Source organism: Marmoricola sp. URHB0036 (genome assembly GCF_000426045.1).
Taxonomy (GTDB): domain Bacteria; phylum Actinomycetota; class Actinomycetes; order Propionibacteriales; family Nocardioidaceae; genus Marmoricola.
In genome coordinates this window covers 1-22581 of the sequence record NZ_AUEP01000006.1, presented here as the reverse complement: position 1 = coordinate 22581, position 22581 = coordinate 1, and the positions used below count along the sequence as shown (strand labels likewise).

24 protein-coding genes, 1 tRNA gene and 1 pseudogene are annotated in these 22581 nt (G+C 70.2%); 12 read left to right on the top strand and 14 right to left on the bottom strand.

Going from position 1 to position 22581, the window contains the following annotated elements; all coding sequences use genetic code 11:
- Positions 1–37 precede the first annotated feature (37 nt).
- The 3 genes from H976_RS0106970 to H976_RS0106960 all read right to left on the bottom strand — a co-directional run bounded on the left by H976_RS0106970 (position 38) and on the right by H976_RS0106960 (position 2704).
- Positions 38–811 carry an SDR family oxidoreductase gene (locus H976_RS0106970; protein ID WP_027860954.1) on the bottom strand — a complete coding sequence of 258 codons (774 nt, stop codon included), beginning with the start codon at positions 809–811 and terminating at the stop codon, positions 38–40.
- Positions 808–1659, bottom strand: a complete 852-nt coding sequence (locus H976_RS0106965) for an LLM class F420-dependent oxidoreductase (RefSeq protein WP_027860953.1) — start codon at positions 1657–1659, stop codon at positions 808–810. Before H976_RS0106965 ends, H976_RS0106970 begins: the two co-directional genes overlap by 4 nt.
- 67 nt (positions 1660–1726) lie before the next feature.
- Entirely contained in the window at positions 1727–2704 is a 978-nt protein-coding gene (locus tag H976_RS0106960; protein ID WP_027860952.1) for an NAD-dependent epimerase/dehydratase family protein, read from the bottom strand.
- Between the two features lie 92 nt (positions 2705–2796).
- Between H976_RS0106960 and H976_RS0106955 the strand changes: the two genes are divergently transcribed.
- Complete coding sequence (locus H976_RS0106955) at positions 2797–3405, top strand: hypothetical protein (RefSeq protein ID WP_155918034.1); 609 nt, start codon at positions 2797–2799, stop codon at positions 3403–3405.
- Here the strand turns inward: H976_RS0106955 and H976_RS0106950 are convergent.
- The 4 genes from H976_RS0106950 to H976_RS0106935 all read right to left on the bottom strand — a co-directional run bounded on the left by H976_RS0106950 (position 3402) and on the right by H976_RS0106935 (position 5972).
- Positions 3402–3878: a GNAT family N-acetyltransferase gene (locus tag H976_RS0106950; protein ID WP_051276373.1), complete on the bottom strand. Its 477-nt coding sequence runs from the start codon at positions 3876–3878 to the stop codon at positions 3402–3404. The genes H976_RS0106955 and H976_RS0106950 overlap by 4 nt on opposite strands.
- Positions 3875–4834: an oxidoreductase gene (locus H976_RS0106945; RefSeq protein WP_027860949.1), complete on the bottom strand. Its 960-nt coding sequence runs from the start codon at positions 4832–4834 to the stop codon at positions 3875–3877. Before H976_RS0106945 ends, H976_RS0106950 begins: the two co-directional genes overlap by 4 nt.
- A complete protein-coding gene (locus H976_RS0106940) occupies positions 4831–5661 on the bottom strand; it encodes a maleylpyruvate isomerase family mycothiol-dependent enzyme (RefSeq protein ID WP_027860948.1) in 831 nt (276 codons plus the stop codon). Before H976_RS0106940 ends, H976_RS0106945 begins: the two co-directional genes overlap by 4 nt.
- 86 nt (positions 5662–5747) lie before the next feature.
- Positions 5748–5972 carry a DUF6458 family protein gene (locus H976_RS0106935; RefSeq protein ID WP_027860947.1) on the bottom strand — a complete coding sequence of 75 codons (225 nt, stop codon included), beginning with the start codon at positions 5970–5972 and terminating at the stop codon, positions 5748–5750.
- 120 nt (positions 5973–6092) lie between these two features.
- On the opposite strand from H976_RS0106935, the gene ssuE reads away from it, so the two are divergent.
- Together ssuE and H976_RS0106925 are read left to right on the top strand one after the other, a co-directional pair.
- Complete coding sequence (gene ssuE, locus H976_RS24995) at positions 6093–6680, top strand: NADPH-dependent FMN reductase (RefSeq protein WP_196803995.1); 588 nt, start codon at positions 6093–6095, stop codon at positions 6678–6680.
- Positions 6677–7822, top strand: a complete 1146-nt coding sequence (locus H976_RS0106925) for an LLM class flavin-dependent oxidoreductase (RefSeq protein WP_027860946.1) — start codon at positions 6677–6679, stop codon at positions 7820–7822. The genes ssuE and H976_RS0106925 overlap by 4 nt, the downstream gene beginning before the upstream one ends.
- Positions 7823–7940: 118 nt before the next feature.
- Here the strand turns inward: H976_RS0106925 and H976_RS0106920 are convergent, their stop codons facing one another.
- Positions 7941–9815, bottom strand: a complete 1875-nt coding sequence (locus tag H976_RS0106920; RefSeq protein ID WP_027860945.1) for an acyl-CoA dehydrogenase — start codon at positions 9813–9815, stop codon at positions 7941–7943.
- A 237-nt stretch (positions 9816–10052) separates the two neighbouring features.
- Between H976_RS0106920 and H976_RS0106915 the strand changes: the two genes are divergently transcribed.
- Together H976_RS0106915 and H976_RS0106910 are read left to right on the top strand one after the other, a co-directional pair.
- Positions 10053–10511, top strand: coding sequence for an Rrf2 family transcriptional regulator (locus H976_RS0106915; protein ID WP_027860944.1), 459 nt, complete (start codon positions 10053–10055; stop codon positions 10509–10511).
- 71 nt (positions 10512–10582) lie between these two features.
- Positions 10583–11644, top strand: a complete 1062-nt coding sequence (locus H976_RS0106910; RefSeq protein WP_027860943.1) for a hypothetical protein — start codon at positions 10583–10585, stop codon at positions 11642–11644.
- 15 nt (positions 11645–11659) lie between these two features.
- Here H976_RS0106910 and H976_RS0106905 read toward each other — a convergent pair whose 3' ends face one another.
- Positions 11660–12271 carry a dihydrofolate reductase family protein gene (locus H976_RS0106905; RefSeq protein WP_027860942.1) on the bottom strand — a complete coding sequence of 204 codons (612 nt, stop codon included), beginning with the start codon at positions 12269–12271 and terminating at the stop codon, positions 11660–11662.
- Between the two features lie 86 nt (positions 12272–12357).
- Between H976_RS0106905 and H976_RS0106900 the strand changes: the two genes are divergently transcribed.
- Positions 12358–12813 carry a nuclear transport factor 2 family protein gene (locus H976_RS0106900; protein WP_027860941.1) on the top strand — a complete coding sequence of 152 codons (456 nt, stop codon included), beginning with the start codon at positions 12358–12360 and terminating at the stop codon, positions 12811–12813.
- 61 nt (positions 12814–12874) lie between these two features.
- Here H976_RS0106900 and H976_RS0106895 read toward each other — a convergent pair whose 3' ends face one another.
- From H976_RS0106895 to H976_RS0106885, 3 genes are all read right to left on the bottom strand, one after another.
- Positions 12875–13510, bottom strand: a complete 636-nt coding sequence (locus H976_RS0106895; RefSeq protein ID WP_027860940.1) for a DUF2461 domain-containing protein — start codon at positions 13508–13510, stop codon at positions 12875–12877.
- Positions 13510–13585 (bottom strand) — tRNA-Gly (locus tag H976_RS0106890). Before H976_RS0106890 ends, H976_RS0106895 begins: the two co-directional genes overlap by 1 nt.
- 38 nt (positions 13586–13623) lie before the next feature.
- Positions 13624–14403 carry an SGNH/GDSL hydrolase family protein gene (locus tag H976_RS0106885; RefSeq protein WP_027860939.1) on the bottom strand — a complete coding sequence of 260 codons (780 nt, stop codon included), beginning with the start codon at positions 14401–14403 and terminating at the stop codon, positions 13624–13626.
- Between the two features lie 66 nt (positions 14404–14469).
- On the opposite strand from H976_RS0106885, the gene dcd reads away from it, so the two are divergent.
- The 6 genes from dcd to H976_RS0106855 all read left to right on the top strand — a co-directional run bounded on the left by dcd (position 14470) and on the right by H976_RS0106855 (position 20018).
- Positions 14470–15045: a dCTP deaminase gene (dcd, locus tag H976_RS0106880; protein ID WP_027860938.1), complete on the top strand. Its 576-nt coding sequence runs from the start codon at positions 14470–14472 to the stop codon at positions 15043–15045.
- Between the two features lie 96 nt (positions 15046–15141).
- Positions 15142–16167 carry an iron-siderophore ABC transporter substrate-binding protein gene (locus tag H976_RS0106875; protein ID WP_027860937.1) on the top strand — a complete coding sequence of 342 codons (1026 nt, stop codon included), beginning with the start codon at positions 15142–15144 and terminating at the stop codon, positions 16165–16167.
- The gene (locus H976_RS24990; protein WP_051276371.1) at positions 16164–17192 is read left to right on the top strand and encodes an iron ABC transporter permease; all 1029 of its coding nucleotides are present in this window, start codon (positions 16164–16166) and stop codon (positions 17190–17192) included. The genes H976_RS0106875 and H976_RS24990 overlap by 4 nt, the downstream gene beginning before the upstream one ends.
- On the top strand, positions 17189–18223 hold the full coding sequence (locus H976_RS0106865) for an iron chelate uptake ABC transporter family permease subunit (protein ID WP_027860936.1): 1035 nt from the start codon (positions 17189–17191) through the stop codon (positions 18221–18223). The genes H976_RS24990 and H976_RS0106865 overlap by 4 nt, the downstream gene beginning before the upstream one ends.
- A complete protein-coding gene (locus tag H976_RS24985; protein WP_051276369.1) occupies positions 18223–19059 on the top strand; it encodes an ABC transporter ATP-binding protein in 837 nt (278 codons plus the stop codon). Before H976_RS0106865 ends, H976_RS24985 begins: the two co-directional genes overlap by 1 nt.
- Positions 19056–20018, top strand: a complete 963-nt coding sequence (locus H976_RS0106855; RefSeq protein WP_036225169.1) for a siderophore-interacting protein — start codon at positions 19056–19058, stop codon at positions 20016–20018. Before H976_RS24985 ends, H976_RS0106855 begins: the two co-directional genes overlap by 4 nt.
- Before the next feature lie 101 nt (positions 20019–20119).
- Here the strand turns inward: H976_RS0106855 and H976_RS24980 are convergent, their stop codons facing one another.
- Both H976_RS24980 and H976_RS30305 read right to left on the bottom strand, forming a co-directional pair.
- Positions 20120–21994 carry a CocE/NonD family hydrolase gene (locus H976_RS24980; protein WP_051276367.1) on the bottom strand — a complete coding sequence of 625 codons (1875 nt, stop codon included), beginning with the start codon at positions 21992–21994 and terminating at the stop codon, positions 20120–20122.
- A 166-nt stretch (positions 21995–22160) separates the two neighbouring features.
- Positions 22161–22581 (bottom strand): annotated as a pseudogene (locus tag H976_RS30305) (hypothetical protein); the annotation flags it as partial.

The window sequence follows — 22581 nt, the reverse complement described above, 5'->3', positions numbered from 1 at the left end:
CGGCGCATGCCCGGTCAACGAAGCGAACGGTCGGGGGTTACATGCCCTCCGGGCGGTGCGGGTGCAGCAAAGCGTCGGTGCCGCCGTCGGCGAAGACGACCGAACCGACCAGCAGGCTGGCGTCCTCGGAGAGCAGGAACGCGACCAGCGCCGCCACCTCTTCGGGGCGTCCGGGCCGGTTGAGCGCCGTGGGGTAGGCGTCGGCGAACACGCCGAGCTCGGGGTCCTCGCGCAGCCGATCGGTCATCGGGGTCGCAATCAGTCCGGGTGCCACCGCGTTCACGCGGATCCCGGCGCCGGCCCACTCGGGCTTGATGCCCTCGCGACGGGCCCAGTAGGCCAGCGCCGCCTTGGTCGCCGGGTAGATCTGTACGGCGGCCTCGGTGGCCGCGAGTCGGCGCGCCTTCTCCTCGTCGTCGTCCAGGCAGGCAGCGGCGACCTCGGTGCTCCACCCCGGCTGGCAGGTCACCGAGTTGGAGCTGACCAGCACCACCGAGGAGCCCTCGACCATCAACCGTCTCAGCCCGGTCACCAGCGCGAGCGCGCCGAAGTAGTTCAGCGAGACGACCAGCCCTGGATCGGTGTCGGTGAGCCCGGCCACCCCGGCGCACGGGACCACGCCGTCGACCCGGTCGGTCAGCTGCCCGATGGCGGCGACGGCCGACTCACGTCCTGACGTGGTGGCCAGGTCGCCGACGACGTCCGCGTCGTGCAGGTCGACGGTGATCACGGTGTGCCCGTCCGAGCGCAGCCGGGCGGTGAGGGCGGCTCCGATGCCCGAGGCGGCGCCGCTGACGACGTAGCTGCTCATGCCGTCGCGGTCAGCCGCGCGCCCATCTTGCCGATGAACGCGCGGACCTCCTCGGCGCCCTTGTCCGGCAGGCCCATCATCACCTCGTCCACCCCGAGCTCCTGCCAGCGCTCGAGCTGGCCCGGCTCGAGCCGGCTGGTGAGGAGTACGACGACCCGTGGCTTGCCCTCGCGACCCTTGGCCGACCATGTCTCGGTGAGGCCGGCCACGCGCTCCTCGATGTCGGTCTCGATCGGGGTGGTGATCCAGCCGTCGGCGTTGGCGGAGATCCAGTCGAAGTTCTTCGGGGTGCCGCCGGCCCCGACCAGGATCGGGATGCGCGGCTGCTGCACCGGCTTGGGGTAGGCCCAGCTCGGCTTGAGGTGCGCGAACTCCCCGTCGTACGACGCCACCTCCTTGCTCCAGAGCTCGCCCATCAGCTCGAGGTACTCGCGCAGCACGGTGCGACGCTTCTTGCCCGGTACGCCGTGGTCCTCGAGCTCCTCGACGTTCCACCCGAACCCGACGCCGAGCGTCACCCGCCCGCCGGAGAGGTGGTCGAGGGTGGCCAGCGTCTTGGCCAGCGTGATCGGGTCGTGCTCCATCGGCAGTGCCACCGCGGTGCCCAACCGGATGGTGCTCGTGACGGCGGCCGCGGTCGCCAGCGAGACCCAGGGGTCGAGGATGCGCAGGTAGCGGTCGTCGGGGATCTCACCGCCGGTCCCCGGGTGCGCCGAGTCACGACTGGTCGGGATGTGCGAGTGCTCGGGCACGTAGAAGGCGTGGAAGCCCGCGTCCTCGGCAGCCTTCGCCGCGTCTGCCGGGGTGATGCCCCGGTCGCTCGTGAACAGCACCACGGAGAGATCCATGGGGGTCATTCAAACTGAAACACGTTCTAGTGTCGAGCGAGTGTGAGGCAGCCGTGACTCGAGGGCCCTAGCCGTTGACCGTGTACCAGTCGTCGAGCAGGTCCTGCTCCTCCGCCCTGCTGAGGCCGGTGCGGGGAGCGTCGGGGTTCTCGCGCAGCCAGGCCAGCGTGTCGGCGGCGGTCTCGCCGACCGGGCGAGTGGTGAGGCCGGCGTCGAAGGCGGCGCTCACGTCGTGCGAGGTCATCCCGCGGGCGTCGTCGGGCAGCCACAGCGGGAGTGCCCGCGGACCGGCCCAGTAGGTGACCTCCCGCTCGAGCAGGAAGTCGGCCGGGGCCCAGATGACCGTGGCGTCCCCGCCGACGGCCTTGCTCACCTCGTCGACGAGGTCGCCGAGCCGCTGGACGCGACCGGTCGCGTCGTACACGCCGGTCAGCCGGTTCTCGGCGCCGGTGACGATCCACGCCGCCAGGTCGCGTACGTCGATCGCCTGGGTGTCCCGGTCAGGAGACTCCGGCGCGAGCACCTCCCCGCCCTCCGCGAGCCGCTCGGGCCAGTAGCTGAACCGGCCGCTCGGGTCTTCGGGCCCGATGATCAGCCCCGGTCGCACGATGAACGCCTCCCGGGCCCGGGCCTGCACGTCCTGCTCGCACGCCACCTTGCTGGATCCGTAGGCCTCGGCCGAGTCCTGCTCGACGTCTTCGGTGATCGGCGGGAGGAGCGGCAGCGTCTCGGGGGTACCGCCGGGAGTGGAGTGGTCGGCGTACACGCTGATCGTCGAGACGAACGTCCAGTGGGCTTCGGCCAGGTGGTCGAGTGCCGCGGCCACCCAGCTCGGGGTGCGGGCGACGTCCACGACGGCGTCCCACTCGCCCTCGAGCGCCGTCCAGTCGGGGGCGGTGCGGTCCAGGTGCACGAAGTGGGCACCGTCCGGCACGGTGCCGGACTCCCCGCGGGCCGCACAGGTGACGTCGTGGCCGCGCGCGACCGCGTCGGCCGCCACTGCACGGGACAGGAACATGGTGCCGCCGAGAACGAGAATCCGCATTCCCCCAACCTGACCCCATCCCGCCCGTCAGGCAAGCCACGGTTGGGACAAGCGCTGTGCGCGGAGTGCGTTCGCACCCTAGGGTTTCGCTCGTGAAGAGATGGTTGGCGGTTCTACTACTCCTCGGGTCCGTGCTCCTGGCCGCACCCGCCGCGCCAGCCTCGTCCGCCACGCCGCCGTGGAAGGCAGTGGTGACCTTCGACAAGAACCCGCACAACCAGTTCTACTCGCGGGTGATCTGGCGGCTCTACCAGCGGCAGGCCGGCGCCTGGAAGCTGGTGCAGACGAAGAGCTGGCGGGCCGGGTCGGGTCTGCCCGGCAAGGTGGGCCGCAACTCGTGCGCGACCTCGAAGGGCTGGCTGCCCAACGGCACCTACCAGATGAGGCAGTACGACAACTACCACGGCAACGTGATCAAGGGTCGGGCCTTCCGGCTCGACGACAAGGCCTGCTCGAGCGGTCACGTCCGGCACGACCTCTTCATCCACACCGAGCAGGGCGCCGGCAACCGCCAGTGCACCGACCGCAAGGGCGACCAGCCGTGCCGCTGGGAGTACCCGAGGATCAACGACTACAAGTCCTACGGCTGCATCAAGATGGCGCCTCGTGACCTCGCCGAGCTGGTCCGGCTCTACCACCAGCACTTCGGCGCCGGCGTGCGCTACCCCAAGGGCCGCGTGGTGCTGCGGGTCATCAGCTAGAGCTGCTTGACCATCAGCGCGACCAGGTGGCCGCTGGCATCGCTCTGGCCCACCTCGGTGAAGCCGCGCGCCCGGTGGAACGCCAGGGACGGCTCGTTGGGCGGGTCGATGTTGACCTCGAGCGCGAACGCCGGTCGGTCGCAGCTGCCCTCGAGCTCGTCGTAGGCGAAGGTGCCGAGGCCGCGACGCTGGAACTCCTCGTGGATCACGATCCGGTCGAGGTAGCAGTAGTCCTCGTAGCGTTCGCCGAACCAGGCGAAGTGCGCCCCGTCGTACGCCGCGCCGGCGGCGAAGGTGATCACGAAGCCGGCGAACTGCCCGTCCACGTCGATGACGTCAGCGTGCTCGGCGGCGGCCGCGAGCTCGGCGAGCCGGGCCTCATCCATCGGCGCGGTCAGCTCGACGTGTCGGTCGTTGAGCGCCACCACGGCGGCGTGGTCGTCGGGGGTGATCGGACGCAACCGGGCGCTCACCGCTCGCGGGCCTTCTCGTCCAGGAACGTGACGCCCGTGGTCTTCTCGCTGAGCTCCCACAGCTCGCGCTGGGCCTCCCGGTCGTGTGCGAGTCGGCGGGCGTTGACGATCTGCGGATGGCCCTTGAACTGGAGCAGCCCGTCGGGTCCGACGTACGTCGAGCCGGGCAGGTCGGCCGTGGCCGCCATCAGGGTCGGCAGCGCGCCGAGGGAGGCCGGCTGGCCGACCGCGGCGAACACCGCCTGCAGGATCGTCGCGGTGAACCGCATCTTCTCCCGGGTGTTGCCGGTGTTGCGTCCGGTGCCCATGAGGCCCGTGGCGGAGTACCCCGGGTGGGCGGCGAGTCCCTTGACGGGCACGCCCTGCTCGCGGCAGCGGCGGTCGAGCTCGAAGATGAACAGGAGGTCGGCGAGCTTGGAGGCGAAGTACGCCTGCCACTTGCCGTAACGGCGCGACTGGTCGCGCGGGTCGTCGAGCGGTGCGCGGCGAGCCATCCTGCTGCCCTGGGAGCTGACGGCGACCACGCGGGCGTCGCCGGAGTCGGCCAGCCGGGGGAGCAGGAGCCCGGTGAGTGCGAACGGTCCGAAGTAGTTGGTGGCCATCTGGAGCTCGAGTCCGTCGGAGGTGCGCTGGTGCGGCGTGGCCATCACGCCGGCGTTGTTGACCAGCAGGTGCAGCGGCTCGGTGACCTCGGCGGCGGCTCGTCGTACGGAGGAGAGGTCGGAGACGTCGATGGCCAGCGGGCGCAGGGCTGCCCCCGGGACCTCCTTCTCGATCCGGGCGATGGTGGCCTCGAGCTTGGCCGGGTTGCGCGCTCCGAGGATGACCTCGGCGCCGTGGCGGGCCAGCTCGAGCACGGTGGACTCGCCGATCCCGCTCGTCACTCCCGTGACCAGGGCGCGCCTGCCGGTGAGGTCCGGGATGTCGTCGATGGTCCAGTCGGCCCGCCCGGTCACGGGGTGACCGCCAGTGCCTCGAGCACGCGGTGGGCGAGCTTCTCGTCGCCGGTCACGCGGGGTTCCGTCTCAGCGACCGTACGGCGACCTCCGGCGAGGACGACGTAGTCCTCCGGACGCAGTGCCACCGTGGCCGAGGGTTTCGCACCGTCCTCCACCAGGGCCCCGCGGCCGTCGTCGCCGACTCGAACGCTCCAGGCCAGCCCTGCCTCGGGGATCTCGAGCCGGACGGTGGTGCCCGGCGGCGGGGCCACCCGCTTGCCCACCACCATGGGCAGGCCGCGACCGAAGGTGCGCAGCACGTGGGCCGCTGCGGCACAGTCGTAGCCACCGGGTCGGCCGGTGGCGCGACGGATGTCCTGCTCGTGCATCCAGACGTCGAGTGGTCGGTTGTTCAGCAGGGTCTGGAAGTCCCAGGGGACGTCACCGGGCGTCTTCGGCGGTGCGGCCCTCGGGTCACTGGGCGGCTCGGCCTGCAGGGCGGCGTAGCGGGAGGCGACTGCCTCCTCGATCTCGTCGGCGAGCGCGGCCATGTCGCGGTCGCGGCGCGCGAGCACGCCCTGCTCGGTGTAGTAGCTCATCAGGCTCTTCAGGTGCGGCGCCTCCGCGACCTCGATCGTCTCCTCGGGAGTGCCGGCCAGGACGGCCTCGAGGTGGGCGGTGTGGGCGACGTTGTCCTTGACGCTCCAGCCGTCGAGGTCGGTCGGCAGGTCCCACTCCTTGCGCGGGATCTCGCGGGCCAGGGCCACGAACCGGGTGCAGGCTCCGTGCCAGGTCTCGACGAGCTCGGCCAGGCGCGCGTCGGCGGGCTGGTCAACGGCAGTCATGGCGGACAGCGTACGGCGGCCCGGCCACCCTCGTTGACGGAGTCAGGAGAGCGGACGGACCGCCGTACGGAGGTCCAGCTGGTGTCTCAGACGGGCGGGTCGACGCGCCGTTCCTCGACGACCCGGGTGCTGCGGGTGCGCTGGCTGTTCATCACGAGGGCGAGGACGATCGCCAAGGCCCCGACGATGATCAGGATCCAGCCGAGCGTGTTGGTCGCCACGACGTCATCGATGCTCGCCGGCAGGTCGATCACGCCGAAGGCGAAGATGAGGCCGAGCAGCAGGAGGACGACTCCGAGTCCGATTCCCATGGCAGTGCTCCCTTCAATGGCCCCTGGTGGGCTGTCCCGAGTGTTCCCCAACCGGGTGTGGTCCATGCCTCTCCCACGAGGCGGACACGGAACGGCATTAAATGTGTAAAACCTAGTGACTTGATAGAGTTATCTGAGTCCACCACCGAGGAGCCGCACCTTGTCCCACGTACTCGCCGTCTCCGGCAGTCCGATGAAGGTCGCAGCGCCGTACTGCTGGGCCACGTCACCGGGATCCTCGAGGAGCACGGCCACACCGTCGACACGCTCACCCTGCGCGACCTGCCGGCCGAGGCGCTGATGCACGCCGACTTCGACGACCCGGCCATCGTCGACGCCGCTGCGCGGCTGGAGAAGGCCGACGGCCTGATCGTCGCGACACCGGTCTACAAGGCGGCCTTCTCGGGGCTGCTCAAGACCTGGCTCGACCTGCTGCCGCAGTTCGGGCTGGACGGCAAGGTGGTGCTGCCGCTGGCCACGGGTGGGAGCGTCGCGCACGCGCTGGCCCTCGACTACGCGCTGCGGCCGGTGCTCACCTCGATGCAGGCGCGGCACGTGGTCAACGGCTTCCTGGTCCTCGACCAGTTCATCGAGTCCCCGACGACCGGCCACCTCTCCGCCATCCACGAGGACGCCGAGCCCGCCCTCGGCAAGATCGTCGAGGGCTTCCTCGAGGGCCTCCAGGTCGTGAAGGTGGTGGCGGCATGAGTCTCACCTTCCACTGGTTCCTGCCGACCTACGGCGACTCCCGCAACCTGATCGCCGGCGGGCACGGCAACGCGATGCACGGCGACCGGCCCGCGACCCTGCAGTACCTCAACCAGGTCGCCGCGGCCGCCGAGCAGGCGGGCTTCGAGTCGGTGCTCACCCCGACCGGAGCCTGGTGCGAGGACGCGTGGCTGACCACCGCGATGCTCGTGCAGGAGACCGAGAAGCTGAAGTTCCTGGTGGCACTGCGCCCCGGCCTGATGAGCCCGACCCTCGCCGCGCAGATGGCCTCGACGTTCCAGTGGCAGTCCGAGGGCCGACTGCTGCTCAACGTCGTGACCGGCGGCGAGCCACAGGAGCAGCTGGCGTACGGCGACTCACTGAACAAGGCGGACCGTTACGCACGGTGCGGCGAGTTCCTGAGCGTCGTACGTCAGCTGTGGGCCGATGACGCCCCGGTCAGCTTCCGCGGCGACCACGTGTTCGTCGAGAACGCCACCCTGCAGCGGCGCCCCGACCCGGTGCCACCCATCTACTTCGGTGGCTCCTCGCCCGAGGCCGGCGTGGTCGCGGCCGAGCACGCCGACACCTACCTGACCTGGGGCGAACCGCTCCCGGCAGTCGCCGAGAAGGTCGACTGGATCCGCAAGTTGGCCACCCAGGCCGGCCGCTCGCTCTCCTTCGGCATCCGGCTGCACGTGATCTCCCGCGACACCAGCGAGGAGGCCTGGGCCGAGGCCGACCGCCTGCTCCGCGGCATCGACGAGAGCGAGATCGAACGCGTCCAGGGCGGCCTGGCCAAGAGCGAGTCCGAGGGCCAGAAGCGGATGCTCGACCTGCACCGCGGCAGGTCTCGCGACCTGCGCTCGCTCGAGGTGGCGCCCAACCTGTGGTCGGGAGTCGGCCTGGTGCGCGGAGGCGCCGGCACCGCGCTGGTGGGCTCCCACGAGGAAGTCTCCGAGCGGATCAGCGAGTACGCCGACCTCGGCATCGACCACTTCATCCTGTCCGGGTACCCCCACCTCGAGGAGGCCTGGCAGTTCGCCGAGGGCGTCGTACCCACGCTCGCGCGGCGCGGGCTGATCAACCGCGAGGCCCCGTCGGACGGCTCGATGGGGGTTCCGTTCGCGGCGTCGTCGTAGGCGGTGTCGGTTTCACAACCGGTGTTGCGAAACCCAGGACGCGTTGGCCCGACGCAACGCGGCCCCGGCCGATCCCGAAGGACCGACCGGGGACGCGTCGTACGTCGGAGCGGAACCGTCAGAAGGAAGCCTCGTCGAGGTCCATCAGCGACAGGTCGGTCGCCTCGGCGATGGCCAGCTCGGCGCTCAGCTTGGGCAGGTTGTGGTGCGCGAAGAACTGCGCGGCCGCGACCTTGCCCTCGTAGAACGCCTTGTCCTTGGCCGAGACCTCGCCGGCGAGCTTCTCCAGGGCCACCTCGGCGCCGCGGAGGAGCAGCCAGGCGCAGACCACGTCGCCGAGCATCATCAGCAGGCGAGAGGTGTTCAGCCCGACCTTGTAGATGTTCTTGATGTCGCCACCCTCGGCGGACTCGTCCGCGCTCATCAGGGTGTTGATCATCAGGCCGACCAGCCCCTGGGCGTCCTCGAGAGCCTTGGCGAGCAGGTCGCGCTCCACCTTGAGGCGACCGTTGCCGGCCTCGCTGGAGAGGAACTGCTCGATCTCCGCGGCCAGGAAGCCGAGCGCCTTGGCCTGGTCCTTGACGATCTTGCGGAAGAAGAAGTCCTGGCCCTGGATCGCGGTGGTGCCCTCGTAGAGGGTGTCGATCTTGGCGTCGCGGACGTACTGCTCGATGGGGTACTCCTGGAGGAAGCCGGAGCCACCGAAGGTCTGCAGCGACTCGGTGCCGAGCAGCACCCACGAACGCTCCGAGCCGTAGCCCTTGACGATCGGGAGCAGCAGGTCGTTGACGCGCATCGCGAGCTCGTCGGTCTCGCCGTTGTGCTCGGCGATCTGGACGCGGTCCTGCCACGAGGCCGTGTAGAGCACCAGCGAGCGCATGGCCTCCGAGAACGACTTCTGCACCATCAGCGAGCGACGTACGTCGGGGTGGTGGGTGATCGTGACGCGCGGAGCCGTCTTGTCGGAGGCCTGCGAGAGGTCCGAACCCTGCACGCGGGTCTTCGCGAAGTCGAGCGCGTTGAGGTAGCCGGTCGAGAGCGTGGCGATGGCCTTGGTGCCGACCATCATCCGGGCGTTCTCGATGACCTGGAACATCTGCGCGATGCCGTCGTGCACCTCGCCGAGCAGGTAGCCGACGGCCGGCTCGCCGCCGCCGACACCCGGGTCGCCGAAGGTGAGCTCGCAGGTGTTGGACACCTTGATGCCCATCTTGTGCTCGACGTTGGTCACGTAGGCACCGTTGCGCTCGCCGAGCTCACCGGTCTCCACGTCGAAGTGGTACTTCGGCACGATGAACAGGCTCAGGCCCTTGGTGCCGGGACCACCGACGCCCTCGACGCCGACCGGCCGCGCCAGCACCATGTGGATGATGTTGTCGCACAGGTCGCTCTCGGCCGAGGTGATGAACCGCTTGACGCCCTCGATGTTCCAGGTGCCGTCGTCGTTCTGGGTGGCCTTGGTACGGCCCGCCCCCACGTCGGAGCCGGCGTCGGGCTCGGTGAGCACCATGGTGGTGTTCCAGCCCTTGTCGACGATGTGCTGGGCGATCTTCTTGTCCCGCTCGTTGCCGTTGCGGTAGACGATCCCGGCGAACATCGGGCCGGCGCCGTACATCCACAGCGCGGGATTGGCGCCGAGCACCAGCTCGCCCAGCGCCCAGTTGAAGCTCGAGGGAGCCGGCGTACCGCCGAGCTCGGCCATGGTGCCCAGGCGCCAGTACTCGGAGTCCATCCAGGCGGCGTAGCTCTTCTTGAACGACTCGGGCAGGGGAGCGGTACTGGTCTGGGGGTCGAAGACCGGCGGGTGCTGGTCGGCGTCGACGAACGACTCGGCCAGGTCCTCGCGGGCCAGCCGGTCCACCTCGCCCAGGATCGACCTCGCAGTCTCCGCGTCGACGTCGGCGAAGGGTCCCTCGCCGAGGATCTCGTCGCGCTTGAGCACCTCGAAGAGGTTGAACTCGATGTCGCGGATGTTGCTCTTGTAGTGGCTCACAGACCCACCTTTTCTCGACGCTGGGAAGGGGGCACGACCAGGAAGCGGACGTGCTACTGACGAGTGCTACCAGCCAGTAACAACCAGTATCTGCCCCGGATGCGCGCTACGCAAGCATTTCGGGGAGGTGTGTGACGAAGGCCAAACCCCCGCCACCGTGGGCCGAAACCGGAGTTGGGGCTGGATCCGGCGAGTCGATCAGGTCAGTAAATCCGACTGATCTGACAGACTTCGGGCATGCGCGTCTCCGCCAAGGCCGACTACGCCCTTCGAGCGCTCATCGAGATCGCCAACCGCGACGACGGTCGGCCGGTGAGCGCCGAGGAGCTCGGCAAGCTCCAGGAGATCCCGCACGGCTTCCTGCAGGCGATCCTCGCCGACATGCGTCGTGCCGGGATCGTGGTCAGCCAGCGCGGACAGTCCGGCGGCTGGCGCCTCGCTGCCAAGGCCGCCGACGTCACGGTCGCCGACGTGATCCGCGCCGTCGACGGCCCACTGGTCAGCGTCTACGGGCTGCGCCCGGAGGCCGTCTCCTACAACGAGTCGGCGGAGATCCTCCAGCACGTCTGGATCGCGGCGCGCACGGCGCTGCGGGAGGTGTTCGAGAACGTCTCGATCGAGGCGCTCGCCGGGCGCAAGCTGCCCAAGGCCGTCGCCGAGCTCACCGTCGACGACGAGGCCTGGAAGCCGCACTGATCCCGGGCAGGACTCCTGCCGGTCACCCGCAGTTCACTGTCGCGTCGGTGACCTGACTGAGGATCAGTGCCATGGCACGACGAAAGCTGATCTGGCACATCGGGCTGGCCCAGGCGCCACGCGCCGTCATCGGGGCGAACCTCACCGAGTACGGCGAAGTCCTCGACGAGGCCGGTGTCCAGGTGGTCGCGACCGCCGAGGACGCCCGGCTCGCCACCCACGAGATCCTGCGCACGCACCGACAGGCCGGCCTGTCCCGCCACGACGTCGAGGGCCGGTGGGCGCGGGTCTGTGACCGGGTGTGGGAGCACAAGGGCGTCTCGGTGCTCTCCACCCCTGACCTGTGCGCGGCCGACAAGGACCAGCTCCGGTTCGCCCTCGACCCGCTGATCGGCCTCGAGGTGCACCTGGTGGTCACCCTCGACTCCTTCTCCCAGCAGCTGTACGGCGGCTGGCTGGCCGAGCTGCGTGCCGGCGGGTCGACCGGTTGGGACAAGTACGTCGGCCGTGTGCTCGACCATGCCGTCGAGGGGACCCGTGAGCGCGCACAGGCCGAGCAGTTCTGGGCCGGCCACGAGCTGGCCTCGATCCTGGCCCGCTGGGGCTGGACCTTCCACGCCGACCGGCTGCACGTCATCGCCCAGCAGGACGTGACCGCGCACTGGCGCGAGTTCGTGGCGCTGGCCGGGCTGTCGGTCGACGAGCTGCCGGGCGTCGTACCTCCCTACGCCGATCCCGCCGGGGTCGCGGTGCTCCGCAAGGTCAACCGCCAGCTCGACGAGCCCGTCGGTCGAGCCACCGTGGACCTGCTGGTGCGCTCCGATCCGGAGCGCACCGCGCTGCCGGTCGCGCCGACGTCGTCCCTGCTGCCGCTGGTCGAGCGGTGGGAGGAGACGCTCACCCACGCGGGGTACGACGTCCGCGGTGACCTCGGCCTGCTCGCCGAGCAGACCGCCGAGCAGACCCTGCCGGGACCTCGCGACCAGCTGGGCGTCGCCGTCGATGCCCTGGCCGACGCGCTCGTGACGAATGCCGGCCTGCGCACCCGCGTGGCCGAGCTCGAGGACGAGCGCGAGCGGCTCGACCGGAAGCGACGCAAGTGGAAGCACCGCGCGCAGGCGGCCCGAGGATGATCAGGGCGCTGGAGCTCAGCGCTTGACGGCGTACGTCGTGTGCGTCGCCCACTGTGAGGAGTGCACGGTGACCTTCTCGAGGTCGATGTCGTGCTCGAAGCCCTCGAAGAGCCGCTTGCCCTTCCCGAGGATCAGCGGTGCGGTCGAGATCTCCAGCACGTCGACGTGTCCGCCGGCCAGGCCCTGTCGGATCATGTCGGCGCCGCCGGCGATCGCCACGTCCTGCTCGCCCGCCGCCTCGCGAGCCAGCGCCAGGGCCTGCTCGAAGCCGTCCACGAAGCGGAATCCGGTCGAGGGGTCGGGGGCGTCCTCCGTGCGATGGGTGACGACGTGCAGGGTGCCGCCGAACGGGTTCGTGCCACCCCACGCCCCGGACGCGTCGTACATCCCGCGGCCGCAGAGCCCGGAGCCGATGCCGGCGACGAACTCGTCGTAGAACTCCCGGTCCTCGGCCGACATCGCGAACGCGTGCTCGCCGTCGTAGGTCCAGGGTCCGCCCATCACCCAGTTGTGCAGGCGTTCGCCGCCGATCCCCAGGCCGTGCTCCGGCCCGTCGTCGGGGCCGGTGATGTAGCCGTCGACCGATGTCGTGATGCCTGCGATCACCTTGCTCGTTCCTGGGCTCATGACTGCCTCCTGTTGGTCACCACATCAGACCAGCGTCAGCAGCGGAACTCATCGCCAAGAAAACTGAAACACGTTACAGTTCTGCGATGATCGAGTCAGAGTTCGTCACCTGGGAAGCACCCGACGGTGACCACCCCGTACGCCGCCTCTCCCAACGCTCCTACGACCTGGTCTCACGCAAGCAGAAGGACGAGTGGCTCACCCTGTGGGCCGAGGACTGCGTCATCGAGGACCCCGTCGGGCCGTCCTTCTTCGATCCCGAGGGCAAGGGCCACCACGGTCCCGAGGGCGTCAGTGCCTTCTGGGACATGGCGATCGCGCCGGTCAAGGAGTTCCACTTCACGATCCGCGACTCCTTCGCCAACGGCAACGCCTGCGCCAACATCGGCACCTTCTCGACCGTGCTCGAGGACGGCAGCCTCGCGGACACCGACCTGATCGCGGTCTACCGCGTCAACGACGAGGGCAAGATGGTCTCGATGGCCGCCCACTGGGAGGTCGAGCGCACGATGGCCACCCTGCGCAAGCCCGAAGACGGATAGTCCAGAACGTTTCACCGCTCATCGACGTGCTCTGGCCGGCTTTTCGTTCTGGACTATCCGGTCAGCCGACGATGTCGACCCGGGCGGCGACCCACTCGACGAGCGGGCGGAGGGCGCGCCAGTCGTCGCGGACTCGGTCGGCCAGGGCCGCGGTGTCCAGGTTCTCGAAGCCGTAGGCCTTGCCGAGCGCCATCGACTTGTAGCGCAGCAGGTCGATCCGGGGGTGGTCGGCGGCATACCCACGGGGCGTGGTCTTGAGCTGTTCGCCGCGGATCTCGAATCCGCCCTTCTCCAGCCGCGCCACGATCCGCGCGAGCTCCTCGCCGGAGTGCTGGGTGTCGATGGCGGTGCGGATCCGGGCCAGGTCGGGTCCGCCGGCGTGGTAGTAGCCACCACCGACACGTACGCCGGGCGAGCCGATCTCGACGTACCAGCCCGTCGCCGGACCGACCGCCACGAAGGCACCCTGGTGGTTCTTGTACGGCGTCTTGTCCTTCGCGAAGCGCACGTCCCGGTAGGGGCGGAACACCTTGGCGGTGCCGAACTCCTCGGCGAGCAGCCCGGTCAGCGCGAGCATCGGGTCGCGGACGGCCGACTCGTAGACGTGCTTGTGCGCCTGCCAGAACGACTTGGTGTTGTCGAGCTCGAGGTCGTCGTAGAAGTCGAGCGCTGCGTCGGGAAAGCCGTTGAAACTCATGGAGCGGATGACGAGATTCGAACTCGCGACATCGACCTTGGGAAGGTCGCGCTCTACCAACTGAGCTACATCCGCGCGTCGTCGGACCGGTTGGCCTGCCGACGCAGGAGAGGTTACCCGACCCGGGAGGCCGGTTCGATCGGGGCCAGCGTCGGTCGCTTGGGCGAGATGCTGTCGCCGGAGGACCTGCCGGTGAGGCGGCGGTGCACCCACGGCCCGAGGAAGTCGCGGGTCCAGGTGGCGTTCTCGCGCAGTCGCTCGCCTCGGGTCAGCACCGGTGGGGTGATCCGCGGCAGCGGCTCCTGGTCGTGCGTCACCCCGAGGCCGGCGAGCACTGCGAGCGCGATGTGCTGGTGGCCGACCGGGTTGAGGTGCATCCGGTCGGAGTCCATCACCTCGGGGATCGCGCGGTCGCGCATCCGCCACATGTCGACGAGGGTGGCGCCGTGGCGCTCGCTGATCTCGCGGGCGAACTCGTTGAAGATCGCCATCCGGCCGCGCACCGCTGCGTAGATCCCGCTGCTGCCCGGGTCGAAGATCGTGAACATCACGACGTGGGCGCCGGTCTCGACGATGCGACCGATGCCTGCGTCGTACGCCGAGGCGAGGTCGTCGAGGTCGACCCGGGGACGCAGCACGTCGTTGCCGCCGGCGTGGATGCTCACCAGGTCGGGACCGAGGGCCAGCGCCGGCTCGAGCTGCTCGTCGAGGATCGGGCGCAGCTTGCGTCCGCGGACGGCGAGGTTGGCGTAGCCGAAGTCGTCGGTCTGCTCCGATAGCACCTCGGCGACACGGTCGGCCCAGCCGCGCAGGCCGTTGGGACGGGTGGGGTCGGGGTCGCCCACTCCTTCGGTGAACGAGTCGCCGAGCGCGACGTACCGCGAAAACTTCATGAGCGCCATTCTGGGACCCCTTCTGCAGGCCTCGGCTGGCGGGTGGCCAGCGGGTAAGTTGTCCGCGTGCTGCTCTCCGACCGCGACATCCTGGCCGAGATCGAGTCGAAGCGTGTCGTCGTCGAGCCCTACGACCCGGCGATGATCCAGCCGTCGAGCATCGACTTCCGCCTGGACCGCTACTTCCGCGTCTTCGAGAACCACCGCTACCCGCACATCGACCCGGCCGCCGACCAGTCCGACCTCACCCGTGAGGTGGAGCCCAATGGGGACGAGCCGTTCATCCTGCACCCGGGCGAGTTCGTGCTGGGTTCCACGCTCGAGGTCGTGACCCTCCCCGACGACCTGGCCGCCCGGGTCGAGGGCAAGTCGTCGCTCGGACGCCTCGGGCTGCTCACCCACGCCACCGCCGGCTTCGTGGACCCCGGCTTCAGCGGCCACGTGACCCTGGAGCTGGCCAACGTGGCCACGCTGCCGATCAAGCTCTACCCCGGCATGAAGATCGGGCAGCTCTGCTTCTTCCGGCTGTCCTCGCCGGCCGAGCACCCCTACGGCTCGGCCAAGTACGGCTCGCGCTACCAGGGTCAGCGTGGCCCGACGCCGTCGCGCTCCTACGCGAACTTCCAGCGCACCCAGATCTGATCCAGCTCTGTTCGGTCCCTAGGACCCTCTTGCCGGGAGCAGGTTCTGTGAGGTTAGGCTAACCTAACTTTCGCCCACAGACCCAAGGATCCCTCCATGAAAAGACTGCGCCACGTCGCTCTCGCCGTCAGTCTCGGAGCGCTCGCGTTGACCGGGTGCAGCACCGGCTCGACCGACGACGACGCCGCCGGCACCACCACCACCAAGGCCGAGGCCGACGCCTTCCCGGTCACCATCAAGACCGCCTTCGGCGAGACCACCATCGACCAGGCGCCCACCCGCGTCGCGACGCTGGGCTGGAGCGACCAGGACCAGGCCGTGGCGCTGGGAGTGGTCCCGGTCGGGGCCACCGAGCTGACCTGGGGCGGCAACGCGAACGGCTCCTCGGACTGGTTCGACGCCGCGGTGAAGAAGATGGGCGCCGAGGCGCCGGTGCGGTACGACGACTCCGACGGCGCCCCGATCGACGAGATCGCCAAGCTGCGACCCGACGTGATCCTCGCGACCAACTCCGGGATCACCCGGCAGGAGTACACCAAGCTCAGCAAGATCGCGCCGGTCGTCGCCTACCCCGAGGCACCCTGGGTGACCCCGTGGCAGACCTCGCTCGAGACCGTCGGCAAGGCACTGGGCCGCTCCGAGCAGGCCGAGGAGGTCGAGGAGAAGACGGAGAAGGAGATCGACGCCACCAGGGCGAGGTACTCCGACCTGGCCGGCAAGTCGATGATCTTCGGCTACCTGACCACGACCGACCTCTCGCAGATCGGCATCTACGCGCCGCAGGACCCGCGGGTCTCCTTCATGCACGACCTCGGCCTGGAGGACGCGCCGGCGGTGGCGAGCGCCATCAAGCCGGGCCAGTTCTACGGGTCGGTCTCGGCGGAGAAGGCAGCGGACCTCGATTCCGACGTGTTCCTGACCTGGTCGGAGAAGCCTGACGACATGAAGACGTTCGCCAGGGACCGGCTGATCGGCAAGGTCCCGGCGATCGCCGACGGGCACGCGTACGCCGAGGGCCAGAAGCCCATCGCCCTGGCCGTCACCAACCCGACACCGCTGTCGATCCCGGTCATCATCAAGGACTTCGTGCCCGAGGTCGCCAAGGCCGTCGCAGGCTCGTGACCGTCCAGACGGCCATCAGCGTCCGGGCCGACCCGCGCTCACCCGCGGGTCGGCCCGGGACGCGAACCGCCGTGGTGCTCGCAGTCCTCGCCCTGGCCACCGCCGGCGTCGCCTCGGTGCTCGTGGGCGCGCGCCTCATCCCTCCCGGTGTCGTGCTCGACCCTTCGGACCCGCTGCATGCGATCGCGGCGGCACGCGTCGACCGCACCCTGCTCGGGCTCACTGTCGGTGGGGCGCTCGGGCTGGTCGGTGCCCTGATGCAGGGGCTGACCCGCAACCCCCTGGCCGATCCCGGAATCCTCGGTGTCAACGCCGGGGCCTCGTTCGCGATGGTGCTGGCCATCTCGGCCTTCGGGGTCACCGACCTGCACTCCTACGTGTGGTGGGCCTTCGCCGGGGCCGCGGTCGCCATGGTGCTGGTGCACGCGGTCGCCTCCGCCGGGCGCGACGGAGCCACGCCGGTGAAGGTCGCGATCGCGGGCGCCGCGCTCACCGCCGCGGTGAGCAGCTGGACGTCGGGCGTGCTGCTCACCGACCGGCAGACGATGGAGTCGTTCCGGTTCTGGCAGGTGGGCACCATCGGCGGCCGGGCGAGCGACGTGCTCCTCGTCGGACTGCCGTTCCTGGCCGTCGGCGCCGTGCTCGCCCTCACCTCGGCGCGGAGCCTGAACGCCCTGGCGCTCGGGGACGACCTCGCCCGTGGACTCGGGCGCCGGGTGGCGCTCGACCGGTTGGTCATCGGGGTGGCGGTGGTACTGCTCGCCGGCGCCGCGACCGCGCTCGCCGGCCCGGTCGCGTTCGTCGGGCTGATCGTGCCGCACGGCGTCCGTGCCGTGGTGGGACCCGACTACCGGCGGGTGCTGCCGCTGAGCCTGGCCTACGGCGCCGTGCTCGTCCTCGTGGCCGACGTGGTCGGCCGGGTCGTGCTGCCACCGGCCGAGGTGCAGGTCGGCATCATGACTGCCGTCGTCGGGGTGCCGGTGTTCCTCCGGCTCGTCCGTCGCGGCCGGATCGGGGCGCTGTGAGTGCGGTGGTGTCACCCGAGGCGGTGGCGGTGGTACGCCGGGCGCGGCGTCGGCCGATCCGTCGTACGCAATGGGTGATCGGGGGACTCTCGCTGGCCCTGCTCGGCGTCGTGGCGGCCCGCACCCTGCTCGGCGACTTCCTGATCACCGTCCCGGACTTCCTCCGCATCGTCACCGGCACCGAGATCCCCGGGGCCAGCTACGTCCTGATGGAGAGCAAGCTGCCGCGGGCCGTGCTCGGTGTCCTGGTCGGCGGGGCATTCGGGGTGGCCGGCGCGATCTTCCAGACCACCCTGCGCAACCCGCTGGCCAGCCCCGACATCGTCGGGGTGAGCGTCGGGGCGAGTGCCTTCGCGGTGTTCTCCATCGTGACCCTCCACCAGTCCGGCCCGATGGTCGCCGTCGCGGCCGTCGCGGGTGCGCTCTTCGTCGCGGTGCTCGTCCGCTCACAGGTCGGCAGCAGCGGTGGCAACCGGCTCGTCCTGGTGGGGGTCGGCGTCAGCGCGGCGCTGTTGTCGGTGATCCAGTACCTGTTCACGCGGGCCGACGTGTGGGACGTGCAGCTGCTGCTGCAGTGGCTGACCGGCAGCCTGAGCCGGGTCGACTGGCCCACGATCCGCCTGCTCGCCGTGCTCCTGGGCGTGCTCGCGCCGCTCCTCGTCTGGCTCGCCCGCTCGGCACGGGTGGCCGAGCTGGGCGAGGACGCCGCCGCCGGACTGGGCGTGACTCCACGCCGCTCGGACGCGCTGCTGCTCGTGGCGGTGCTGCTCGTCGCGGCCGGGGTCGCTGCTGCCGGGCCGATCGCGTTCGTGTCGTTCCTAGCCGGCCCGATCGCGCGAGCGCTGAACGCCGGTCGCAGCACGTTGATCGGGGCCGGCCTGGTCGGAGCGGTGATCGTCGTCGGTGCCGACTACGTCGCGACGTACCTCGTGCCTGACGTCAACTACCCCGTCGGCGTCGTCACCGGCGCCTTCGGTGCCCCGTTCCTGCTGTGGCTGCTCGCCACCGGTCGCGCCCCCAGGAGGTCGTGATGACCAACCCAGCCCACCCCCCGCCGAGCCGGCTCGTCACGCGCGAGGTGAGCCTGGGGTACGACGACAAGCCGGTCGTCGTCGACCTCAGCACCGACCTCCCCGACGGGCAGACGACCGTGATCGTCGGCGCCAACGCCTGCGGCAAGTCCACCCTGCTGCGCGGGATGGCCCGATTGCTGCGACCGAGTGGCGGAGCGATCCTGCTCGACGGCCAGGAGATCGCGACACTGCCGTCACGTCAGGTCGCGCGCACTCTCGGCCTGCTGCCGCAGAACCCGGTCACGCCGGACGGTGTGAGCGTGGTCGACCTCGTGGGTCGCGGGCGCCATCCGCACCAGGGCGCCTTCCGCCGTTGGTCGCGCGGCGACGAGGCGGCCGTCGCCCAGGCACTCGAGCTGACCGACACCATCGATGTCGCCGACCGGCTGGTCGACGAGCTCTCGGGCGGACAGCGCCAGCGGGTGTGGATCGCGCTGGCGCTGGCGCAGCAGACCGACCTGTTGCTGCTGGACGAGCCGACGACGTACCTCGACGTCGCCCACCAGGTCGAGGTGCTCGACCTGCTCGCAGACCTCAACGAGGCGCGCGGCACGACGATCGTGATGGTGCTGCACGACCTCAACCTGGCCGCCCGCTACGCCGGCCACCTGGTGGCGATGCGCGACGGGCGGATCGTGGCCGCCGGGCCGCCGCGCGAGGTGATCACCGAGGACTGCGTGCGCGACATCTTCGGCATGGAGAGCCGGGTCATCGAGGACCCGGTCACCGCCACCCCGATGGTGATCCCGCTGGGTCGCCGCTCCCGAACCCTGCACGACCGGAGGACTGCATGACCACCGAGACCATCGCTCCCAGTGTGCTGATCACCGAGGCCGAGGTGCACTCCGTCACGCGGCTCAGCCCGGCGTTCGTGCGGGTCGAGCTGGCCAGCGCGGCCTTCGTCGACCTCGGCGAGGACGGGTACGACACCCGGTTCAAGGTCGTCCTCCCCGGACCGACCGGCGCGCTGCCGACGATCCCGCCGGTGCCGGAGGAGTACTACTCGGCCCTGATGGCTGCCGGCGACGTCCGCTCGCCGATGCGCACCTACACGATCCGCGACGTCGTCCGCGACGGAGACGACGTCCGGCTGGTGGTCGACTTCGTCGTGCACGAGGAGGTGGGTGGTCATGCCCCGGGGCCCGCCTGTCGCTGGGCACTCGCCGCCCGCCGCGGTGACGTGATCCAGGTGGTCGCGCCGCACCGGCGTTCGTCGTACGGCGGCACCGAGTTCGACCCGGCCGGGCGGACGCACCTGCTGCTGATCGGCGACGAGACCGCCGTACCCGCACTGGGTCGGATCCTCGCGGACGTCGGTCCCGGCCACACCGGTGGGGTGTTCGTGGAGGTGCCGACGGCCGCCGACATCCTCGACCTGCCGGCGCCCGAGGGTTTCGAGATGCAGTGGTTCCCCCGCAACGACGCGGCGTACGGCCGACGGATCGTGCAACAGGTGCGCCGCCATCTCGGCCTGCCGCCGGCGACCGACTTCGAGGCGCTCCCGGAGCTCCCCAGCGACCTCGACATCGACGTCTGGGAGACCCCGCGCTACTCCGCCGCGGGCGAGGACCTCGAGGAGCAGCTGCGCGCCCGCTCGGTGGGCCACGACCTCGAGGACACCTACGCCTGGATCGCCGGCGAGTCCTGGATGGTCAAGGCCCTGCGCCGGACCCTGGTCACCGAGCTCGGCCTCGATCGCGCCCAGGTGGCTTTCATGGGGTACTGGCGTGAGGGTGTGCCGATGAAGGCGTAGGGGGCCGCGGTTTCCCCGGACGTCCGGGGAAACTGGGGGCTGGCGGGCAGTACTTCGGCTGCCACCCCTCAGTTCTGCGCGCCAGCCCCGGGCGCTTTGTCCTAGCGGATGGCCGGGATCGTCAGCACCGACGGGTACTTCGCCGAGCTGTGGATGGTGATCGCGGTCAGCGAGCCGAGGAGCTGGGGCAGCGTCGGCGCGAGGTGAGGTACGTCGAAGGCCTGTACGGCGATCCGGAGCTTGTGCCCGGGTTCGATGGATGCGCCCGTCGGAAACACCTCGACGTCGACCGGCTCGACCGCGCCCGCGGCCAGGGGCTTCTCGGCTGCCTTGGTGAAGGGGTGGAAGGGTTGGATCAGCTTGCCGTCGAGGTAGCGGCTCCTCGAGGTGTCCAGGGCACGGTCGGAGATGACCTGCCAGCCACCGGTCAGGCGCTTGACGGTGCCGTCCGGGGCGACGTCCTCGACGGCGACCGAGAGCATCCCGTTGCCGCCGACGCTGTCGACGTACAGGTGGGCGTTGATCGGGCCCTGGAAGCGGACCGCCCTGGTCACCGGGGCCGAGTCGAAGGTGACGCCGGCCAGGTCGTTGACGCGGTTGTCGTCGAGGCACGGGTTCGGCAGCGGGCTCTGGCCCATGATGCCGGCGGTCCACTGGTTGGTGGACCGGGTGCACAGTCCGGCGACCGGGATCGGGAGCACCGTCGCCGTACCGTCCTGAGTGGCGCCGGTGGTCAAGCTGCCGGGCGTCCCGTTGCTGGCGTTGCCCGACAGCTTCCAGGTCGAGGCGACCCGGTCGCTGCCGACCCAGCTGCTCGTCTTCTTCCAGGAGTCGGTGCCCTGCTCGTAGTACGTCAGCGGCGCGATGTCGGAGTCGAGGGTCTTGTCGGGCATGCCCTTGACGTAGTGGTCGAACCAGCGCAGCTGCAGCTCGTTGAGCGGCCCGTAGCCGGCGTTGCCGACCTCGGCGCCCGACGAGCCCTTGAGGTGGTCCCAGGGACCGATGATCAGCTTGGTCGGGATGCCGCGCTTGCGGAGGTTCTCGAACAGCAGGGGGGTGCCGCGCTGGAACAGGTCGTACTCGCCGCTGACCAGGAACGTCGGCACGTTGACCTTGGAGATGACGTTGATCGGTGAGCGCTCGGCGTAGAAGGGTCCGTCGTACGCCGTGTCCTGGCCCGCGATCGCCTTGACCAGCGTGGGGCCGGTGAAGGTACCGACCGCACCGATGTGCGAGGCCAGCGCGCCGATGCCCGACTGCGGGTCGGTGCCCGCGACCGCGGGCGGGATCACGCTGGTCGCCGTGACCAGGCCGAGCCACAGGGGCATGAAGCCGGAGTCGATCTGGCCGCCGGAGGCGACCACGTCGCGGTAGACGTCAGCAGCGGGGACCTGCGGGAAGATCGCCTTGAGCCCGGCGGGTCGCCCGGCCGCCGCGAAGATCTGGGCGATGCCCATGTAGGAGGCACCCGTCATCGCGGTGTTGCCGTTGGACCACGGCTGCTGGTGCGCCCAGGTCATCACCTCGGCGCTGTCCTGGTCCTCGCGCTTGTCGAAGGCGTTCCACTGGCCCTCGCTCGAGCCGGTGCCGCGGGCGTCGACGGTGAGCTGGGCGTAGCCGCGCTTGACGAGGTACGCCGGGTCGGCGCCCGCCAGGGTCCCGCCGAACCCGCCGGCGATGACGGTCTTGTTGTAGGCCGTGATGGTCACGATGACCGGCACCTTCGCCCCGATCGGGGTGCCGTCGGCATTGGCGGGCAACGTCAGGTCACCGCGCAGCTTCACGCCGTCCGACATCGGGATGGCGAGGTCCTTGATCGTGGTGGTCTGCGTGTACTGCGCCGGACGTGGCTGCCAGGTGCTCACGGTCGCCGTACTCGAGGCCGCCTCGGCCGGTGTGACCGCCAGTGGAGCGGCCACGAGGGCTCCTGCGGCGACGGCGGCGAGCAGCACTCGGACGAGCGGGCGTGACGACATCGAGGTTCCTCCCGTAGCTGTTGCTGGGTGCAACGACCGGAGGTGGAACCGGTTACAGCTGGTGACGCGGGTCACAGGGGGCCGGGGTGGTCCCATGCGTCACAGGAGAGTCGTCCCGGCCGCCCAGGAACAGCACTGGTGTGACACGAGCGGCGTCGGCTGGGCCTCAGAGGTCGAAGAGGGAGCCGCCCTCGCCGATCTCGGCGTCGGTCCGGGGCTGGTGGGTCTCGCCCGCGGACGCCGGCTTCGGCTTGTCCTCGTCCGTGGCCTCGTCCTCGGCCGGAGCCTCGTCGGCTTCGTCGGTCTCGTCCTGCCGCTCGGGCTCGGGCTCGGGCGCCTCGGTCGACTCCTCGGTCGCTCCGGAGTACTTCGCCTTGATGTCCTTCAGCGAGGTGATGCCGGCGTCGTCGGACTCGGTCTGCGGCTCGGCCTCGGACTCCTCGGACTCGTCCTTCGTCTCGGTCTCGGGCTCTTCCGGGTCCTCGTCCTGGGCTACGTCGGTGTCGGCGTCGTCCTGGCTGCGGTCGACGCCTTCGCCGGTGTCCTCGGTGGAGGGTTCGGCCGGTTCGGGGGTGGCGACCTCGTCC

Bases quoted from the DNA above. Each gene is read 5' to 3' on its own strand.
- H976_RS0106905 (WP_027860942.1), bottom strand. From the start codon at position 12,271: ATGAGCCCAGGAACGAGCAAGGTGATCGCAGGCATCACGACATCGGTC.
- H976_RS0106960 (WP_027860952.1), bottom strand. From the start codon at position 2,704: ATGCGGATTCTCGTTCTCGGCGGCACCATGTTCCTGTCCCGTGCAGTG.
- H976_RS0106885 (WP_027860939.1), bottom strand. From the start codon at position 14,403: ATGAAGTTTTCGCGGTACGTCGCGCTCGGCGACTCGTTCACCGAAGGA.
- H976_RS0106935 (WP_027860947.1), bottom strand. From the start codon at position 5,972: ATGGGAATCGGACTCGGAGTCGTCCTCCTGCTGCTCGGCCTCATCTTC.
- H976_RS0106940 (WP_027860948.1), bottom strand. From the start codon at position 5,661: ATGACTGCCGTTGACCAGCCCGCCGACGCGCGCCTGGCCGAGCTCGTC.
- H976_RS0106900 (WP_027860941.1), top strand. From the start codon at position 12,358: ATGATCGAGTCAGAGTTCGTCACCTGGGAAGCACCCGACGGTGACCAC.
- H976_RS24985 (WP_051276369.1), top strand. From the start codon at position 18,223: ATGACCAACCCAGCCCACCCCCCGCCGAGCCGGCTCGTCACGCGCGAG.
- H976_RS0106965 (WP_027860953.1), bottom strand. From the start codon at position 1,659: ATGGATCTCTCCGTGGTGCTGTTCACGAGCGACCGGGGCATCACCCCG.
- H976_RS0106910 (WP_027860943.1), top strand. From the start codon at position 10,583: ATGGCACGACGAAAGCTGATCTGGCACATCGGGCTGGCCCAGGCGCCA.
- H976_RS0106855 (WP_036225169.1), top strand. From the start codon at position 19,056: ATGACCACCGAGACCATCGCTCCCAGTGTGCTGATCACCGAGGCCGAG.
- H976_RS0106915 (WP_027860944.1), top strand. From the start codon at position 10,053: ATGCGCGTCTCCGCCAAGGCCGACTACGCCCTTCGAGCGCTCATCGAG.
- H976_RS0106970 (WP_027860954.1), bottom strand. From the start codon at position 811: ATGAGCAGCTACGTCGTCAGCGGCGCCGCCTCGGGCATCGGAGCCGCC.
- H976_RS0106925 (WP_027860946.1), top strand. From the start codon at position 6,677: ATGAGTCTCACCTTCCACTGGTTCCTGCCGACCTACGGCGACTCCCGC.
- H976_RS0106895 (WP_027860940.1), bottom strand. From the start codon at position 13,510: ATGAGTTTCAACGGCTTTCCCGACGCAGCGCTCGACTTCTACGACGAC.
- H976_RS24980 (WP_051276367.1), bottom strand. From the start codon at position 21,994: ATGTCGTCACGCCCGCTCGTCCGAGTGCTGCTCGCCGCCGTCGCCGCA.
- H976_RS0106875 (WP_027860937.1), top strand. From the start codon at position 15,142: ATGAAAAGACTGCGCCACGTCGCTCTCGCCGTCAGTCTCGGAGCGCTC.